Source organism: Rhodanobacter sp. IGA1.0 (assembly GCF_040208325.1).
GTDB lineage: Bacteria > Pseudomonadota > Gammaproteobacteria > Xanthomonadales > Rhodanobacteraceae > Rhodanobacter > Rhodanobacter spathiphylli.
Genome location: NZ_CP157948.1, coordinates 200,827 through 218,593, shown reverse-complemented (window position 1 = coordinate 218,593; position 17,767 = coordinate 200,827). Strand labels below are relative to the sequence as shown.

11 protein-coding genes are annotated in these 17,767 nt (G+C 67.0%); 6 read left to right on the top strand and 5 right to left on the bottom strand.

The genetic code is table 11. The annotated features are described in order from the left end of the window. The first annotated feature begins 55 nt into the window (after nucleotides 1-55). Together ABNK63_RS00960 and ABNK63_RS00955 are read left to right on the top strand one after the other, a co-directional pair. Nucleotides 56-4,606 carry a DEAD/DEAH box helicase gene (locus tag ABNK63_RS00960; RefSeq protein ID WP_350016422.1) on the top strand — a complete coding sequence of 1,517 codons (4,551 nt, stop codon included), beginning with the start codon at nucleotides 56-58 and terminating at the stop codon, nucleotides 4,604-4,606. A 4-nt stretch (nucleotides 4,607-4,610) separates the two neighbouring features. Continuing rightward, complete coding sequence (locus ABNK63_RS00955; protein ID WP_350016421.1) at nucleotides 4,611-4,769, top strand: hypothetical protein; 159 nt, start codon at nucleotides 4,611-4,613, stop codon at nucleotides 4,767-4,769. A 264-nt stretch (nucleotides 4,770-5,033) separates the two neighbouring features. Here ABNK63_RS00955 and ABNK63_RS00950 read toward each other — a convergent pair whose 3' ends face one another. The 3 genes from ABNK63_RS00950 to ABNK63_RS00940 form a co-directional block, all read right to left on the bottom strand. Beyond that, a complete protein-coding gene (locus ABNK63_RS00950; protein ID WP_350017171.1) occupies nucleotides 5,034-7,307 on the bottom strand; it encodes a family 20 glycosylhydrolase in 2,274 nt (757 codons plus the stop codon). A 217-nt stretch (nucleotides 7,308-7,524) separates the two neighbouring features. Next, on the bottom strand, nucleotides 7,525-10,278 hold the full coding sequence (locus ABNK63_RS00945) for a TonB-dependent receptor (protein WP_350016420.1): 2,754 nt from the start codon (nucleotides 10,276-10,278) through the stop codon (nucleotides 7,525-7,527). A gap of 111 nt (nucleotides 10,279-10,389) precedes the next feature. Next, complete coding sequence (locus ABNK63_RS00940; RefSeq protein ID WP_350016419.1) at nucleotides 10,390-11,487, bottom strand: glucokinase; 1,098 nt, start codon at nucleotides 11,485-11,487, stop codon at nucleotides 10,390-10,392. A gap of 420 nt (nucleotides 11,488-11,907) precedes the next feature. Between ABNK63_RS00940 and ABNK63_RS00935 the strand changes: the two genes are divergently transcribed. From ABNK63_RS00935 to ABNK63_RS00920, 4 genes are all read left to right on the top strand, one after another. Next, a complete protein-coding gene (locus ABNK63_RS00935; RefSeq protein ID WP_007808553.1) occupies nucleotides 11,908-13,212 on the top strand; it encodes a sugar MFS transporter in 1,305 nt (434 codons plus the stop codon). A 92-nt stretch (nucleotides 13,213-13,304) separates the two neighbouring features. Next, entirely contained in the window at nucleotides 13,305-14,384 is a 1,080-nt protein-coding gene (locus ABNK63_RS00930; RefSeq protein WP_350016418.1) for a LacI family DNA-binding transcriptional regulator, read from the top strand. A gap of 146 nt (nucleotides 14,385-14,530) precedes the next feature. Next, complete coding sequence (locus tag ABNK63_RS00925; RefSeq protein WP_350016417.1) at nucleotides 14,531-15,535, top strand: RHS repeat-associated core domain-containing protein; 1,005 nt, start codon at nucleotides 14,531-14,533, stop codon at nucleotides 15,533-15,535. Continuing rightward, nucleotides 15,525-15,863 carry a hypothetical protein gene (locus ABNK63_RS00920; protein ID WP_350016416.1) on the top strand — a complete coding sequence of 113 codons (339 nt, stop codon included), beginning with the start codon at nucleotides 15,525-15,527 and terminating at the stop codon, nucleotides 15,861-15,863. The genes ABNK63_RS00925 and ABNK63_RS00920 overlap by 11 nt, the downstream gene beginning before the upstream one ends. 114 nt (nucleotides 15,864-15,977) lie before the next feature. Here ABNK63_RS00920 and ABNK63_RS00915 read toward each other — a convergent pair whose 3' ends face one another. Then, complete coding sequence (locus ABNK63_RS00915; RefSeq protein WP_350016415.1) at nucleotides 15,978-16,835, bottom strand: DMT family transporter; 858 nt, start codon at nucleotides 16,833-16,835, stop codon at nucleotides 15,978-15,980. Between the two features lie 70 nt (nucleotides 16,836-16,905). Beyond that, nucleotides 16,906-17,670: a sulfite exporter TauE/SafE family protein gene (locus tag ABNK63_RS00910; RefSeq protein ID WP_350017170.1), complete on the bottom strand. Its 765-nt coding sequence runs from the start codon at nucleotides 17,668-17,670 to the stop codon at nucleotides 16,906-16,908. Between the last annotated feature and the right edge of the window lie 97 nt (nucleotides 17,671-17,767).

Below are 17,767 nucleotides of genomic sequence, written 5' to 3'. Positions count from 1 at the left end.
CAGGCCCCATATATGATCGACTAGTGTTCCCCGACCGCTGCGCGAATCCGCATCGATGCACATCGCCCCCTGCCCGCTGGACGCATTCCATCCGGCCGTTGCCGCCTGGTTTCGTCGCACCTTCCCTGCGCCCAGCGCGGCGCAGGCGGCAGCGTGGCCATCGATCCGCGCCGGCAGCCACACCCTGGTCGCCGCACCCACCGGCTCGGGCAAGACGCTGACCGCCTTCCTCGCCGCGATCGACGAACTGGTGCGCGAAGGCGTGGCGCACGGCGGCGTGCCGGCCGACGCCACCAGCGTGCTCTACGTGTCACCGCTGAAGGCGCTGTCCAACGACATCCACATCAACCTGGAAGCGCCGCTGGAAGGCATCCGCGCCGAATTGGAGAAACTCGGCCTGCCCGACGTGGCGATCCGCACCGCCGTGCGCACCGGCGATACGCCGCAGGCCGAACGCAACCTGCTGCGCAAGCTGCCGCCGCACATCCTGGTCACCACGCCCGAATCGTTGTACGTGCTGCTCGGTTCGGCCTCGGGCCGCGCGATGCTGGCGGGCGTGCGCTCGGTGATCGTCGACGAGATCCACGCCATCGCCGGCAGCAAGCGCGGCTCGCACCTGGTCTTGTCGCTGGAGCGGCTGGAGTCGCTGTGCCAGCGGCGGTTGCTGCGGATCGGCTTGTCGGCGACGCAGAAGCCCATAGAAAAGATCGCCGACTTTTTAGTCGGCGCTCGACACTCCCTTCTCCCTCCGGGAGAAGGTGCCCGTAGGGCGGATGAGGGTTCGGGGTCGCGAAAAAGCAACAACAAAGCGGCTCACGAATGTGACTCCCCCGCGAGCACCCACCCCTCATCCGTCCCTTCGGGCCACCTTCTCCCCGCAGGGGAGAAGGGAGTTCGTTGCACCATCATAAATACGGGCCACACCCGCCCCCGCGACCTCGCCATCGAAGTGCCGCCCGTACCGCTCGAAGCGGTGATGTCCAACGACAGCTGGGAGCTGGTCTACAACCGCCTCGCCCAACTGGTCGAGGCGCATCGCACCACCCTGGTCTTCGTCAACACGCGGCGCATGGCCGAGCGCGCCGCGCGGCACCTGTCCGAGCGGCTGGGCAAGGAACACGTGGCGGCGCACCACGGCAGCCTGGCCAGGGAACTGCGGCTGGACGCCGAGCAGCGGCTGAAGCGCGGCGAATTGAAGGTGCTGGTGGCGACCGCCTCGCTGGAACTGGGCATCGACATCGGCGAGGTGGACCTGGTCTGCCAGCTCGGCTCGCCGCGCTCGATCGCCGCCTTCCTGCAGCGCGCCGGGCGTTCCGGCCACAGCATCGACGGCACGCCGAAAGCACGGCTGTTCCCGGCCACCCGCGATGACCTGATCGAATGCACCGCCCTGCTCGACTGCGTGCGCCGCGGCGAGCTGGACGCGCTGATCCTGCCACCGCAGCCGCTGGACGTGCTGGCCCAGCAGATCGTGGCCGAGGTGGCCTGCGCCGAATGGGACGAAGACGCGCTGTACGCGCTGGTGCGCCGCGCGTATCCGTATCGCGATCTTTCGCGCGCGGATTTCGATGCGGTGGTGCGCATGCTGGCCGAAGGTTTCACCACCCGGCAAGGCCCGCGCGCGGCGTACATCCATCGCGATGCGGTGAACCGCCAGTTGCGCCCGCGGCGCAGCGCGCGGCTCACCGCGCTGACCTCCGGCGGCACCATTCCCGAGACCGCCGACTACAAGGTGGTGCTGGAACCACAGGCGATCATCGTGGGCACGGTGAACGAGGATTTCGCGGTCGAGAGCATGGCCGGCGACATCTTCCAGCTGGGCAACGCCAGCTACCGCATCCAGCGCGTCGAGCGCGACCGCTTGCGGGTGGAGGACGCGCATGGCGCGCCGCCGAGCATCCCATTCTGGCTGGGCGAGGCGCCCGGGCGCAGCGACGAGCTGTCGTTCGGCGTGTCGCGGCTGCGCGAGGAGATTTCCGTGCAGCTCGATGCCGGTGGCGTATCGGCGGCGATCGCCTGGCTGCATGATCAACTCGGCCTGGACGAAGCTGCCGCGCAGCAGCTGGCCGACTACCTCGCCCGCGCCAAGGCCGCGCTCGGCGTCCTCCCCAGCCAGCACACCCTGGTGCTGGAGCGCTTCTTCGACGAATCCGGCGGCACCCAGCTGGTGATCCACACGCCGTGGGGCAGCCGCATCAACCGCGCGTGGGGGCTGGCGCTGCGCAAGCGCTTCTGCCGCCAGTTCAATTTCGAGCTGCAGGCGGCGGCGACCGAGGACGCGATCGTGCTGTCGCTGTCCACCAGCCACAGCTTTCCGCTGGAGGAAGTCGCGCACTACCTGCACTCGAACACCGCCGAGCACGTGCTGGTGCAGGCGCTGCTCGACGCGCCGCTGTTTCCCGCGCGCTGGCGCTGGAATGCGGTGACCGCGCTGGCGCTGCCGCGCTTCACCGGCGGCAAGAAGACCCCGCCGCCGCTGCAGCGGATGAAGAGCGAGGACCTGCTCGCCGCGGTGTTCCCCGACCAGGTCGCCTGCCTGGAAAACATCGTGGGCGAGCGCGAGGTGCCGGATCACCCGCTGGTCAACCAGACCATGCACGACTGCCTGCGCGAGGCGATGGACGTCGATGGCCTGCTGGCGATCCTGCGCCAACTCGAAGCCGGCGAGATCGCCATCGTCGCCCGCGACCTCACCGCACCCAGCCCGCTCGCGGCCGAAGTGTTGAACGCGGCACCGTATGCCTTTCTCGACGACGCGCCGCTGGAGGAGCGCCGCACCCAGGCCGTGCAGACACGCCGCTGGAACGCCGACAACGCCGACGACCTCGGCCGGCTCGATCCCGACGCGATCGCCGCCGTGCGCGAGGAAGCCTGGCCGCAGGTGCGCGATGCCGACGAGATGCACGAGGCGCTGACCTTGCTGGGTTTCGTAACCGTCGCCGAGGTCGAGGCCAACACCGGCTGGGCCGAACGATTGCAGGCGCTCGCCACGGCCAGGCGCGCGACGCGCCTCACCGACGTGTGGACCACCGCGGAACAGTTGCCGCTGTGGCTTGCGCTGCATCCGGCGGCCAGCATGCAACCGCCGATCGCCGCGCCCGCCGAGTACGCCGCGCAGGCGTGGCCGCGCGAGGACGCGCTGCTGGAACTGGTGCGCCACCGTCTCGGCGGGCTTGGCCCGGTCACCGCGCGCGAGTTGGCGCAGTCGATGAACGTCGACGCGGGCGAGGTCGAGCAGGCGCTGCTGCGGCTGCAGTCCGAAGGCTACGTGATGCAGGGTCGCTTCACCGCCGATGCCAGCGACACCGAATGGTGCGAGCGGCACCTGCTGGCGCGCATCCACCGCTACACCATCGGCCGGTTGCGCCGCGAGATCGAGCCGGTCAGCCGGCGCGCGCTGATGCGTTTCCTGTTCGACTGGCAGCACGTGTCGGCGGCCACGCGCTCGAACGGGCCGGACGCGCTGGTCGCCACGCTGGCGCAGCTGGAAGGTTACGAAGCCGCGGCCGGCGCGTGGGAAGCGGAGATCCTGCCGGCGCGCGTGGGCGATTACTCGATCAGCTGGCTGGACGAGCTGTGCCGTTCCGGCCGCATCGCCTGGAGCCGCCTGCGCACCGGCAGTGGCGGCGGTGGCGGACCGGTGCGCAGTACGCCGATCGTGCTGCTTCCCCGGCGGGAGATGGCCGTCTGGACGGCCGTCGCCGCGGGCGACCCGCAGGAGATCCTGCTGTCCTCACGCGCCCAGGCCGTGGCCGATGCGCTGCAGGAACATGGTGCGCTGTTCTTCGACGAACTGTTGGCGGAGACCCACCTGCTGCGCACCGAGTTGGAAGACGCGCTGGGCGAACTGGTCGCTGCCGGCCGGATCAGCGCGGACAGCTTCGCCGGCCTGCGCGCCCTGCTGCTGCCGGCGGCCAAGCGCGACGGCGCACGGCATCGGCGCATGCGCCGGCACACCTTCGGCGGCATCGAGGATGCGGGGCGCTGGTCGCTGGCGCGCAGCACGGCGAAGAGCACCCCACCCCAACCCTCCCCTGCTCGCAGGGAAGGGAGCACAACCGCTCCTGCTCCTCCCCCTGCAAGCAGGGGGAGGTTGGGAGGGGGTGAAGCTCTTGATCCTGACGCCATCGAACACATCGCGCGCACCCTGCTTCGTCGCTACGGCGTGGTGTTCTGGAAACTGCTGGAACGCGAGGCGCCGTGGCTGCCGTCGTGGCGTGAACTGCTGCGCGTCTATCACCGGCTGGAGGCGCGCGGCGAAATCCGCGGCGGCCGTTTCGTCGAAGGCCTGGTCGGCGAGCAGTTCGCCCTGCCCGAGGCTATTGCGCCGCTGCGGGCGATTCGCCAGCGCGCGGATGACGGCGAGCTGGTCTGCGTCAGCGGCAGCGATCCGCTGAACCTGGTCGGCACCGTGCTGGTCGGCGACAAGGTGCCGGCGCTGGCCGGCTCGCGCGTGCTGTACCGCGACGGCATGCCGATCGCCGCGCTGGTCGGCGGCAAGGTCGTGCCATTGATCGAGTTGTCGGCAGCCGATGCCCGGCTGGCGAAGCAGGTGTTGCTGCGCCATCCCCCCTCGCAGCCGGAAGCCGTGGCGGCGGCGCGCTGACGCGATGGGCTGCCTGCCCGTGCTGCTGCTGTTTCCGCTGGGTTTCGGGCTTGGCTATCTGGTGGGCGGCGACGTCGGCGGCATCTGGGGCGGCGGCATCGGCCTGACGCTTGGCCTGGGCTTGATGATCCTGCTGGTCCGGGCGATGCGGCGGCGGCGCTAGAGCTTGAGGTGGATGTGCCGGCGATCCATCGCCCGAACTATCAGCCACCACACCGCCACGAATATTGCGGCGAACGCCAGCGCCGGCACCTACGGGCCGAAGCGCGGCTTCATCCAGCCGGCGAACCGGATGCGACACCACGTCGCCCGGCCCAGCGCGGGCAGAGGGAAGAGGTAGCTCAGGGTCGCGTGGGCGATCAGGAGCGACCCCAAACCTCCCCTGCTTTGCAGGGGAGGGAGCGCGATGCCACCAGTCGACCGTGACTCACGGCTGCAACGCCACGCGGCCCAACGCGTACAGCGGCCCGTCGATCGGCGCGGTGTAGATCAGGCACAACGCGCGTTCACCCTGCTGCGCGGGCAGCGCCGCGTCCAGGGTGAAGTTGCGGGCGCTGTGCGCGGGATCGGGCAAGGCCATGCTGGCCAGCACCGGGCCGGCGCAGGTGTCCAGGTGCACCACCAGTTCGCCGAACGGCGTCTCGTTCGGATGCGACGCCACCAGCTTCTGCTCGTGCGCCAGCGCATAGTTGCGTTCGAGTCGCACTGCGTCGACATGGATGCGGCGCAGCCCTTCCAGCGGCGTGGCGGGATACAGCTGGCAGCTGTTGAACACGTTGATGCTGTAGACCGGCGACGCCGAGGCGGCATCGGGCAGCGGTTGCACGCGCAGGCGGAAGTCGCTGCCGGGGCAGTTCGGCAAGTCGTTGCCGTCGAGGCCGAGCAGGCTGGCGCGATCCAGCACACGCTGGCGCGAGCTGGCCAGCACGCTTCCATCGGCGGCGAAGCTGGCCGCGCGCACGGTGGTCGGCAGGCTCACGTTGAACGGTGCGTCGTAGCGCGGCGAAGCCTGCGTGGGCGCGCTGCCGTCCAGCGTGTAGCGGATGGTGCCGAAGTCCGTCTGGTTCGACAGCGTGACGGTGGCCTTGCCGGTGACCAGGGCAAGCGTGCGATCGATGGCGATGTCCACCGCGAACGCGCTGTCGGCATAGCCGACATGCTGGGTGCGGTAACGCGCGAGCTGCGCCGGCAGCCGGGCGAGGAAGCCCGGCCAGTCGCTGGTGGCCGGCGACCACGCCACTTCGCTGAGCGCATCCAGCCGCGGGAACACGGCATGCTCCACATGCGCGAAGGTGGGAATGTGCTCGGCCCACACGTTGGCCTGCACGCCGAGCACATGCGCGGCTTGCTTCGGGCCCAGCACGGCGGGCACCACCTGGAAAGCGTAGACGCTGCGCAGCGATTCCACCCCCATGCGCCCGGCGTATTCGTCGATCCGGTCGCCCTGCACGTGGTCGAAGTACAGCGCCGGCGCCGGCGACATCACCACATCGTGGCCCATCATCGTCGCCTTGATCGCGCCGTCGGTGCCGCGCCAGGACATCACCGTGGCATCGGCCGGCAGATGCTCGCCCTCGAGGATCTCGTCCCAGCCGATCAGCTTGCGGCCATGCTTGTCGAGGTACTGGCCGATGCGGTCGATGAACCAGCCCTGCAGCGCATCCTCGCCGGTGATCCCCAGCGCGCGCATCTTCGCCTGCACCGCGGGCGAGGCCTGCCACTGGTCCTTGATCGCCTCGTCACCGCCGACGTGGATGTATCTGGAGGGGAACAGCGCCAGCACTTCGTCGAGCACGTTGTCGATGAAGTCGAAGGTGGCATCGTCCACGTTGTACAGATACGGATTGATGCCCCAGTCGACCGACACTTCCGGCCGCTTTCCGGTGACGCCGAGCTGCGGGTACGCGGCCACCGCGGCCTGCGCATGACCGGGCATGTCCAGCTCCGGCACGATGGTGATGTGGCGCGCGGTGGCATAGGCGACCACCTCGCGGATCTGCGCCTGCGTGTAGAAGCCGCCGTAGCGTTTCGGCTCGCCGTCCTTGCCGGCGTCCGGTGGCGTGCGCCACGCACCGATGCGTGTCAGCTCGGGATAGCGTCTGATCTGGATCCGCCAGCCCTGGTCGTCGGTGAGATGCCAATGGAACACGTTGAGCTTGTGCTGGGCCATCTGGTCAAGCAGGCGCTTCACCTCGTCCACGCTCTGGAAGTGGCGCACCGAATCCAGCATCAGGCCGCGCCAGGCGAAGCGGGGCTGGTCGGCGATGTGCATGGCCGGCACCTGCACCGCGCCTTGCTTCGCATCGGGCGTGAGCAGTTGCCACAGCGTGGTCGCGCCACGGAACAGTCCGGCGTCGGTGCGCGCTGCAAGCCTGATGCCTTGCGGCTTCACGTCGAGCACATAGACTTCGTCGTTCGCCGGCGCAAGCCCGGGGTCGAGCTGCAGCACGATCTCGCCGGTGACGGCGGCGCGCTGGTGCACGGCGAGTTTCAGGCCCCGCGTGCGCCCGGTGAGGTCAGCCAGCCATTGCGCGGTGCGCAGGCTTGCCGCGCCCTGGTCGACAACCACGATCGGCGTGGCCGGGTCTACGGTGAAATGTCCTTCGGCCAGGTCGACATGGGCCGGCTGGGGAATCAGGGAGGTGATGGGTGGCCGGGCCAGCAGCGGATTGGCCAGCAGCCAGGTCACGGCAACCAGCATGCAGCGCAACAGGACGATCTGGCGGCGTGTTGTCGACAAGGTCATCGGCGGTCTCCGCAGGATGGTCCACGCAGGATGCCATGGACGTGGACGCAAGGCCTGCTCAAAAAAACGGGCCCGGAAAGACTTGCCCGGGCCCGTTCGGGGAGGATGCGGCGCCATCCATGGCTCGCGTTTTCTGCATGCCGCTCAGAGCACGCAGGTCAGAAAACGCGGCTCAGAGCTTGAAGCGGAGGTTCAGGTAGTACTGGCGACCGTTCACGTAGAACGCATACGGCTGTTTTCCGTAGGCGTCGTTCTTGGTGTAGTACTTCAGCTTCGGGTTGTTGAGGTTCATCGCGTCCAGCGACAGCGACATCCAGTCGGTGAGGTTCACGCCCAGCGAAGCGGACAGGCTGCCGATGCCTTGCTGGAAGTAGGTGTCGGTGCGGCTGACACCGGCGTAGAACTCCGAACGATAGGTGTAGCTGACGCGGGCGTTCAGCAGCTTGTTCTCGAAGTAACCGGACACGTTATAGGTGTTCTTCGAGGTGCCTTGCAACGGCTCGTCACCCGTGGCATGGCCATCGGCGTAGGTGTAGTTGCCCTGCACGCCGAAGTGCTCGCCGACCGGCTGGATGTAGTTCAGCTCCACCCCGCGCACCTGGCCGTTGACGTTGCGTGGCACGCTGATCAGGTAGTCGTTGAACACGTCGTGACCGGCCGCCTGGGAGGCCTGCATGTCCTTGAACGTGCGCGTCTCGTTGCCGAAGTTGATGTAGTCCTTCAGGTTCATCGCGTACACGCCGGCGGAAAGCAGGCCGCGCGGCGCGAAATACCATTCCAGCGACGCATCGAAGTTGCTGGAGATCAGCGGATTGAGCTTCGGGTTGCCGCCACTGCCGGTGTGGGTGAGATCGTCGGCGGAGACGTAGCCGGCCAGCGCTGAGTAGTCCGGGCGGGTCATCGTCTGCGAGGCAGCGACGCGCAGCAGCAGGTCGTCGTTGATGCTGTAACGCAGGTTCGCGCTGGGCAGGAACTTGCTGTGGGTCTTCTTGTAGGTGTTCCAGTAGTAGTCGCCGAACGCGGAGCCGGTGATCGGACCTTCCACGGTATTGGCGTCGCCATCGGGTGCGGTACTGCTGTAGCCGATGTCTTCCTTGGTCTGCACGTAGCGCACGCCGAAGTTGCCGGCGACCGCGCCGGTTTCGAAGTTCATCTGCAGATAGGCGGCGGTGTCCTTCTCCTTCACCCGGTAGATGTCGTTGAAGTAGAACCGCCCGACCGGATCACGATTGGCGAACTGCGAATCGATCTGCGCCAGCTGGCCCGGCGTGTAGTACCAGATGTTGCTGGGGAAGCTGCCGCCCACCGAGTTGCCGAAATCGCCGGGGTAGTTCTGGTGCGAGGTCGGGTACAGCGCCGGATTGGTCCAGTCGGTGGCCCAGTTCGGACCCTGCGCCACTTCGAACGGGTTCTCGCGGGTGTGGTCGGCGTAGCGCACGCCGAACTCGAGCGAGGAGAACGCGCCATCATCGAACGCGAGCTCGCCGTCGAGCTGGCCCCACTTCTCCTTGTCGGTGACCTTGATGCCCTGGCCGCCGAAGATCCAGCCGGAACCGGGCAGGATGCCGGACGGCGAGGCGTTGTCGCCGCCCAGCGTCCAGTTGATCGGCTGGCCGGTGCCGCGCATGTCCCAACTGGCGCCCGCGCCGCCCGCGGTGCCCAGTTCGATCACGTCCTGGGTCGGGCTGCTGCCGGTGCCGCGGGTGCTGCCCACCTGGCCCTTCAGGGTCAGGTGATCGGTGACCCGCCAGTTGGCGTCGAGAGTGAGGAACTTCGATTCGGAGGCCGCACCCGGGCGGGAGATCTGGTCATAGACGCCATAGGGGTTGGTGCCGCCGCTGATCGTGCCGTTGGTGACCACATTGTTGTTGACCGAGCCCGGGGTCAGCACGCCGCCACCCGCACCGCCCAGCGCGCTGCTGGCCCACATCATGTAGTTGCGGTTGTAGTTGTCGGCTTTGAGCTTGGAATAGAAGCCGTTCAAGTCGAGCGTGAGGTTGTCGGTGGGCTTGAACTGCAGGTCGACCACGCCGCCCTTGCGCTCGCGCGTCTGGGTGAACAGCACTGCACCGATCTCGTTCGGGTAGTACAGGCCGGCCAGTTCGGGATGCGCCGCGACGGTGTTCGGCGCGGAGGCCGCGGTGATCTGGTTGTAGCCGCCGACCACTTCCTGGCCATTGCGCTGCAGGCTGCGCTTCTCGTAGAAGCCCTGCACCAGCAGGCCGACGGTGTTGCTGTCGTTCTTCCAGTTGAACATCCCGCTGAACTGCGGCTTGGTGTTGCTGGGCAGGTCGGAGTAGACGCCGCCGATCGACGCTTCGGCGGTGATGTTCTTGGCGAACTCAAGCGGTTTGCGCGAAATGATGTCGACCGAGCCGGCCGCGCCGCCCTCGACGATCTTCGCCTCGGAGGTCTTGTGCACCACGACCTGGCTGACGATTTCCGACGGCAGCAGGCTGTAGCTGACGCTGCGGCCCACGGTCTGCACCTGGCTCAGCACGAACCAGTCACCGGTGCCCACGGTGTGGCCGTTGACCAGGGTCTGGGTCAGACTGGGGTTGGTGCCGCGCAGGCTGACGCGATCGTTCTCGTCGAAGCCGCCTTCGGCCGCGCTGGACGAGCTGATGTTGACGCCGGGCAGGCGCTGCAGCGTATCGGCCACGTTCTTCGCCGGCAGCTTGCCGATGTCTTCGGCGGTGACGATTTCCACGTGCGACGCCGCGGTCTTCTTGAGGTTCAGCGACTCGGCCTCGCTGTCGCGGATACCCACCACGGTGACGGTGCCAAGCTGGGTGGCGTCCTTGTCCTTCTGCCGGGTCGTGCTGGTCGTGTCGCCGGTCGATTGTGCGTCCTGCGCAAACGCCACGCCGGATACGCACAGACCGGTGATGATGCTCGCGGCTAGCAATGTCTTGCGGTAGTTCATGATCTCCTCCCCTCAGAGGCTGGCTTGAATCAGGACCGGCTGATGACGGTCGCGGACGTTGGTTGTGACTTGCTTGGCGCCGTGTCGCCGGATGGCGGACGGAATCTCATCTCAATCTCCCTTGTGCTCATCCAGAAACCAGCCGGCGGCGCCAATGACACCAAGCTGGCCGTGCTCGATCAGTCGAACCGGAACCTGTTGCAGCCAGGCGCGCATCACGCCCTTGTTGAAATAGCGTTCGGCAAACGTGCTGGCCAGCAGGAACGGCTGGATCTGTGGCAGGATGCCGCCGGCCAGATACACCGCGCGGGCGCCGTACAGCAGCACCAGGTCGCCCACGAAACTGCCCAGCAGTCCGCAGAAGACCTGCAGCGCCTCGACCGCGGCGGCATCGTTGCCGGCCAGTGCGGCAGCGGTGATCTCGGCCGGGGTCAGCTGGCGTTCGGTGCAGCCGCGCAGCTCGCACAGCGCGCCGTAGAGCTTGAGCAGGCCGGGGCCGGACAGCGCGTCCTCGAACGACACGTGCGAACGCTCGCGGCGGAACAGGCGCAGGATCTCGATCTCGCGCTCGGTGCCCGGCGCCAGCGAGATCTGGCCCGCCTCGGTGGCCAGCACCTGGGCGCGCGGCTGGCCGGGAAGCAGCACCGCCGAACCCAGGCCGGTGCCCGGGCCCATCACCAGCACCGGTCCGCGAGTGGCGGGCCGGTTGCTCTCGATGATCGACATCGCGTCGTCGGCGCCGATGAACTGGGTGGCGTAGGCGACCGCCTCGAAGTCGTTGATCACGGCCAGCTGGCGGATGCCGAGCGCGGCGCGGATCTCGCCGATCGACACCGGCCACGGCAGGTTCTCGTTGACGATGGCGTCGTCCAGCACGTAGCCGGCGCAGGCCACCGCGCAATCGCTGAGCTGGCTGCACAGCCCCGCGTGCGGTGATGCCTCGAGCTGCGCCACGAAGTCGCCGAGCATCGCGGGCAGGCCGGACCAGTCCGCGCAGCTGTAGCGGTGGTAGTGCAGCACCTTGACCGACTGCCCACCCGGCGCCGCGACCACCAGGCCGATGCGCGCGTGCGTGCCGCCCACATCGGCGGCCAGGAACGGCTGCGCCGCAACGGGGCCGGCACGACCGACGCCTGTCGACGACAGGCCGCCGCCCAGCGACGTGCCGGTTGCCGCGGATGCATGGCGCTGGTTGGCGCGTTCCCCCACTGCCCTCTCCCGTGTCTGGCCCGCTGGCGAAAGCGGTGCGATGGACGCACCCGGCCGGGGCTGATGGGGGCCGAGTCTGCTGTCAAAATGACAACGTTGTCAACAGGGTGCCCGACAGTTTTTTCAAAGCGCCCTGCGGCGTCGCAACATAGCTGTCGCGACACTCCTGCGCCGGCGTTGAACTTTGCCCGCTGCGGCCTTGCTGCACGGCGATGGCGCGAGTTGGAACCGACCTTCCGGGCGCTGACGCAACGCCACACGAGGCTTCGTTTCGGACGTCTGGACGGCCGCCCCGGAGACGCCTGGCCATGGCGTACGCCCGGCCATAATTGACAACGTTGCACTTTTCAGCGAATAAAGAGACATTCCAGCCAGCCCGATCATCCGATCGGCGCACGCGGCGACTCGGGGAAAACATCCATGGCAACGACGCTGACGGCGGCACCGTCCCAACGCGGCTATTTCGGTCCGATGCTGATCATCGGCGTGCTGTTCTTCATCTTCGGCTTCGTCACCTGGCTGAACGGCCCGCTGACGATCTTCGTGAAGCTCGCCTTCAACCTCGACGACGTCAGCGCCTTCCTGATCCCGGTGGCGTTCTACCTGTCGTACTTCTGCCTGGCCCTGCCCTCGTCGGTGGTGCTGCGACGCACCGGCATGAAGAAGGGCATGGCGCTGGGCCTGTTCGTGATGGCGATCGGCGCGGTGCTGTTCGGCGAATTCATCAACATCCGCGTCTACCACGGCGCCTTGGTCGGGCTGTTCGTGATCGGCGCCGGGCTGTCGCTGCTGCAGACCGCGTCCAATCCCTACATCAGCATCCTGGGACCGATCGACAGCGCGGCGCAGCGGATCGCCTTCATGGGCATCTGCAACAAGGTGGCCGGCGCGCTGGCGCCGCTGGTGTTCGGCGCGCTGGTGCTCAGCGGCATCGACACGCTGGACCAGCAGGTGAAGGACGCGCCCACCGCGGCGGCGCGCGAGGCCCTGCTCAACGGCTTTGCGGCGCGCGTGTACTGGCCGTACATGGCGATGGCGGCGCTGCTGGTGCTGCTGGCGATCTGGGTGGTGCGCTCGTCGCTGCCGGAGATCAAGCCCGCCGGCGCCAACGACGAAAGGGCGATCGGCCATGCCGGCCGCAGCATCTACAGCTTTCCGCACATGTGGCTGGGCGTGCTGTGCCTGTTCCTCTACGTCGGCGTGGAGGTGATGGCGGGCGACGCGATCGGCATCTACGGCCAGGGCTTCGGCCTGCCGCTGGACGCCACCAAGCATTTCACCTCCTACACCATGCTCGGCATGCTGGCCGGCTACGTCGTGGGCCTGCTGGTGATCCCCCGCTTCATCTCGCAGCAGCGTTACCTGGCGGTGTCGGCGGTGCTGGGCGTGCTGTTCGCGATCGGCGCGTACGTCACCCGGGGCTACGTGTCGGTGGGCTTCGTCGCCGCGCTGGGCTTCGCCAACGCGATGATGTGGCCGGCGATCTTCCCGCTCGCGATCAAGGGGCTGGGCCGGCACACCGAGGCGGCCTCCGCGCTGCTGATCATGGGCATCGTCGGCGGCGCGCTGATCCCGCAGGTCTTCGTGCACCTGAAGCAGCTGATCGATTTCCAGCTGGCCTTCCTGTGCGTGATGGTGCCGTGCTACCTGTACATCCTCTACTACGGCCTGGCCGGGCACCGCATCGGCCAGGCCGCCGCCAGCAGCGCGGCACAAGGCACTTGAGCTAGGATGCATGCGCCGCCGCGCAATCCGGCGGCGCCCGCTTCGGTTCGACGGCAGCGGCGTCACCAATCACGATGCATGAGGTTCAACCGGTGCGCAGTGCCACCATCAAGGATGTCGCGGAACGGGCCGGCGTCTCGCTGAAGACCGTTTCGCGGGTGATCAACAACGAACCGTCCGTGCATGCCCGCACCCGCGAGAAGGTGCAGCGCGAGATCGACGCGCTCGGCTACCAGCCCGACCCCTCCGCGCGCAGCCTGCGCAGCACCCGCGCCTACGCGATCGGACTGGTCTACGACAATCCGAACGCGCACTACATCATCAACCTGCAGCGCGGCGTACTGTCGGTGTGCCGCTCCAGCGGCTTCGGCCTGCAGATCCATCCCTGCGATTCGGGCTCGCCGAAACTGGCCGACGAGCTGCGCACCCTGGTGCAGCGCTCGCGCCTGGCCGGCCTGGTGCTGGCGCCGCCGATGTCCGAACAGCCGGAACTGATCCGCAGCCTGGTCGAGGCGAAGATCCCGTTCATCCGGATCATCTCCGCGCGCAAGGACCCGCAGGACGGCTTTCCCTGCGTCTACGTCGACGACCGCGACGCCGCCTACGCGATCACCGAACACCTGATCCAGCTCGGCCACCAGCGCATCGGCTTCCTGTGGGGCGGCCGCGAACACCGTTCCAGCCCCGAGCGCTACCAGGGTTACGAGGACGCGCTGAAGGACTACGGCATCCCGCTCGACCGCAAGCTGATCCTCGCCGGCGACTACACCTTCGACGACGGCTTCCGCGGCGCCCGCAAACTGCTGGCGCTGAAGGATCGCCCCACCGCGATCTTCGGCTCCAACGACGAGATCGCCGCCGGCGTGCTGGCCGCCGCCCATTCCGACGGCATCAACGTGCCCTACGAACTGTCGATCGCCGGCTTCGAGGACAGCCCGTTCTCCAAGCAGTCTTGGCCGGCATTGACCACCGCCCGCCAGGCCACCGAGGAAATCGCGCGGCATGCCGCCCAGCGCCTGATCGGCGACCTGCAGCGCGAAGCCAACGGCGAACCGGCCCGGCATGCGAACGAAGGCTTCAGCCCGGAGCTGGTGGTGCGCGGATCGACGGCGCCGCGGCATGTGGCGCAGGCGCCGCGGGGTGGCGGTGGGCGGCGCAAGCCGGGGGCGTGAGAGCCTGTCGGAAACCTGGGCGTGCGTCTGGCGAAGTCGAAGATTGGCGTTTAATTACCTCTGTGCCCCAAAAAATCGAATAGTAAGAATCAACGAAAAATGTTGTACACGGAGTTCGGATTGATCATTTTCATGGATAACGATCAATGACAAAAGCAACGAAGCTAGCAATCATCGTACTGGGTCTGTTGCTGTGGGGAGCCGCCCACGCCGGCACTCACCACTACTACTACACCGACCCGCAGGGTACGGTGCTGGCCAAGACCGACGCGCAAGGCAACATCATCGCCACCTACGAGTACACGCCGTACGGGGTGCCGGTGGCGGGCATGAGCGGCTCACCGGACGGGGTGGGGTATACGGGGCACGTGAACGATCCGGAGACTGGGCTCGTTTACATGCAGGCGCGGTATTACGACCCGATGGGGCGCATGCTCAGCGTGGATCCGATGGGGCCGACGTCGGGTAATGTTTTCAGCTTCAATCGTTATGCGTACGTCAACAACAATCCCATTGCCAACATTGATCCGGACGGGCGACAAAGCACGATGGATGCGGGGTGGTGGACAGGCCAAGCCATCATGGCTCAGCAAAGTCCTCAGCAGGTTCAGCAGCTCAACCAACAAAACGCGGCGCAAGCCCAACTTGTGTTGGGAACCTTGGCGACGGCGGCGGCTTCTCCGGCAGCGGGATTCGTGGCGAAAACCGCCGTCGCTGTCGTCTATGACTCACTTGCTGCCGGGAGTCTTGCCGCTGGATTGATGGCAAACGGGCCTGCCGTGGTTGCTAGTGGATCATTGCTTGCGGAAGGGGTCGCGGCAGCCAACGGCGTCAACGCGCCGATGTCTCCGTTGTCCACAATGATGGATGGGGAGATTTCCTTAACAACAGGCCAGTCTTCAAATTTGGCTCGCTTCGAAAAGAGCCTCCCAAGCGGGAACCTTGGGGTAGACGTTGACAGCCTGGGAGGCGGTGTCGTTTTCTCTGCAACTGTTCCAGGAAGGGTTCCCGGCTCATCGGCGGTCTATCAGAAGACCGTAGATAACGCTGGACAGACGTCGAGCTATCTAAAAACGACATTTGCGCCAAATGGGTCTGTTGTTCACATTAAAGACAAGATCAACAACACGATCATTCCCCATGACCAGTGACGCGCGATTTGTAATCATCTCAGGGCAAGAGAGTCTCTCAGATTTGCATGAAATGTTGCTTGATGTCGATCGGCATTTGAAATTGAGTCGGTTCGCACTTGTTACATTGCTACGCCGATATCTTGAGGATCATATTTCTGCTGAAGGTGTTGTTGATTTGATGGAAGCGCTTGAGATGAATGAGCGTGTCAATGTCGACACACCAAGAGACGTTGGCATCAATGATGTGCTGTTCGAATTGGCCAACCCTGAAATCAATGGTGACCTGACCAAGGCCAAGGCACTGTCCTTGATCAAGACTCTTTCAAGCAAAGGGGACGGAGGCTGAGGTTTCTCCACGCAAACCTCAGGATCAGGTCTTGTTTTGCCACATCGTCCCGCATCAAACAAACCTTCCACCAAGCGGCGGGTGGTTCGCCCGATCGAGTCCAGCGGAATAAACTCACCCCCGCGCAAGCACGCCGATCGCCACCACCGCCAGCGCCACGCCAGCCAGGTTGAGCCGACTCAGGCGCTCCCGGAACAGCACCAGTCCCACCACCGCACCCAGCGCCACCACGCCGATGTTCATGCTGGCGAAGACCAGCGCCGGATGCTGCGGCAGGGCGCGGTGGCCACGCAGGTAGAACAAGATGTTGCCGAAGTTGGCCAGGCCGAGCAGCAGCCCGGCCACGGCGCTGCGGGCGGTGAAGCGGGTGCTGCGGTGGACGCGACGCCACAGCTGCATCGCGAACGCGACCAGCAGCGCCAGCGCGAACATCGCCTGCAGCGACGTGCCCAGTGGCACGCCGGCCTGCGCCACGCGCTTGAACAGGATGTCGATCACGCCGAAGCCGGCGAACACCAGCAGCGGATACAGCCCGCCGGCGGCGCCTTCGCTCGTCGGTGCCTGGCCGCTGCGCCAGACCATGCACGAGAGCGCCAGCAGGCCCAGCGCGATGCCGCCCAGCTTGAAGGCGGAGAGCCGCTCGCCGAACAGCACGAACGCGGCCAGCAGCGAGAGCAGCAGGGACAACCGCTGCGCCGCGTCGCTGCGCAAGATGCCGGCGTGGCGCACCGCGGCCGCCAGGGCCAGGAAGATGGTCGGCAGCAGGACGCCCAGCGCGACCAGCGCCAGCCACGGCACGCCCGGTGCGCGCAGGCTGGCCGGCGCGGGTTGCAGCAGCAGCGCGGTGAGCACGCTGGCCACCAGGTAGTTCCAGGCGATCGCCTGGCCCACGTCGAGCCGGAATCGACGCGCCAGTTTCAGCAACACCGACACCAGCACGCTGCACAACACGCTCAGCAACACGAAAATCATCGGGGGATTCCAGCGCGACCAGGGCGCATTGTGCCGCAGCACCGGCCAAAGTCGTCGGCGCGGTCGGGCATCAGCCGCGCAGGCTCTTCACCAGCATCAGGATCGCCACCGCGATGATCGCCAGCGCAAAGATGATGTTGAGCGCGCCGCGGGTCTTCGCCAGCCGCTTCGCACCCATCGCGCCCAGCCAGCCGCCGACGACGCCGCCGCCGATGAACTCGGCCGCCACCGGCCAGTCGACCAGGCCGGAGATCGCGTAATTGGTCGCCGCGGTGAGGCCGAACGCGCCGACCGCGAACAGCGAGGTGCCGATCGCGTAGATGATCTCCATGCCGCTGGCGAACATCAGCCCGGGCACGATCAGGAAGCCGCCGCCGATGCCGAAGAAGCCGGCCAGGCTGCCGGTGCCCAGGCCCACCGCGCCCAGCCGCGGATACATGCCCGGCAGCGGATAGCGATCCACGCCGCCGCGCCGCCCACGCAGCATGAAGCCGGCCACCACCATCATCAGCAGCGCGAACAGCACCAGCAGGTGCTGGCCGTTGATCGCCTTGCCGATGCTGGAGCCGATGAAGGCGCCGAGCACGCCGGTGGCGGCGAAGGTGAACGCCACCTTCCAGCGCACGTGGCCGGCACGCGCATGCGGAACCAGGTTGGCGAACGCGTTGAACGACACCGCCAGCGCGCTGGTGCCGATCGCCAGGTGCGGGTCGTGCACGCCGACCACGTACAGCAGCAGCGGCACCGCGAGGATCGAGCCGCCGCCGCCGATCAGGGCCAGCGAGAAACCCACGGCCGAGCCGCAGGCGATCGCCAGCAGGGCCTGCATGGTCAGCAGATGCGTCATCGCGGTTTCCATGCTGGGTGGAGGTCAGTCGTCGACACGGAACGGCCTGAACAAGGTGGTCACCAACGCCTGCAGGTGCGGGGCG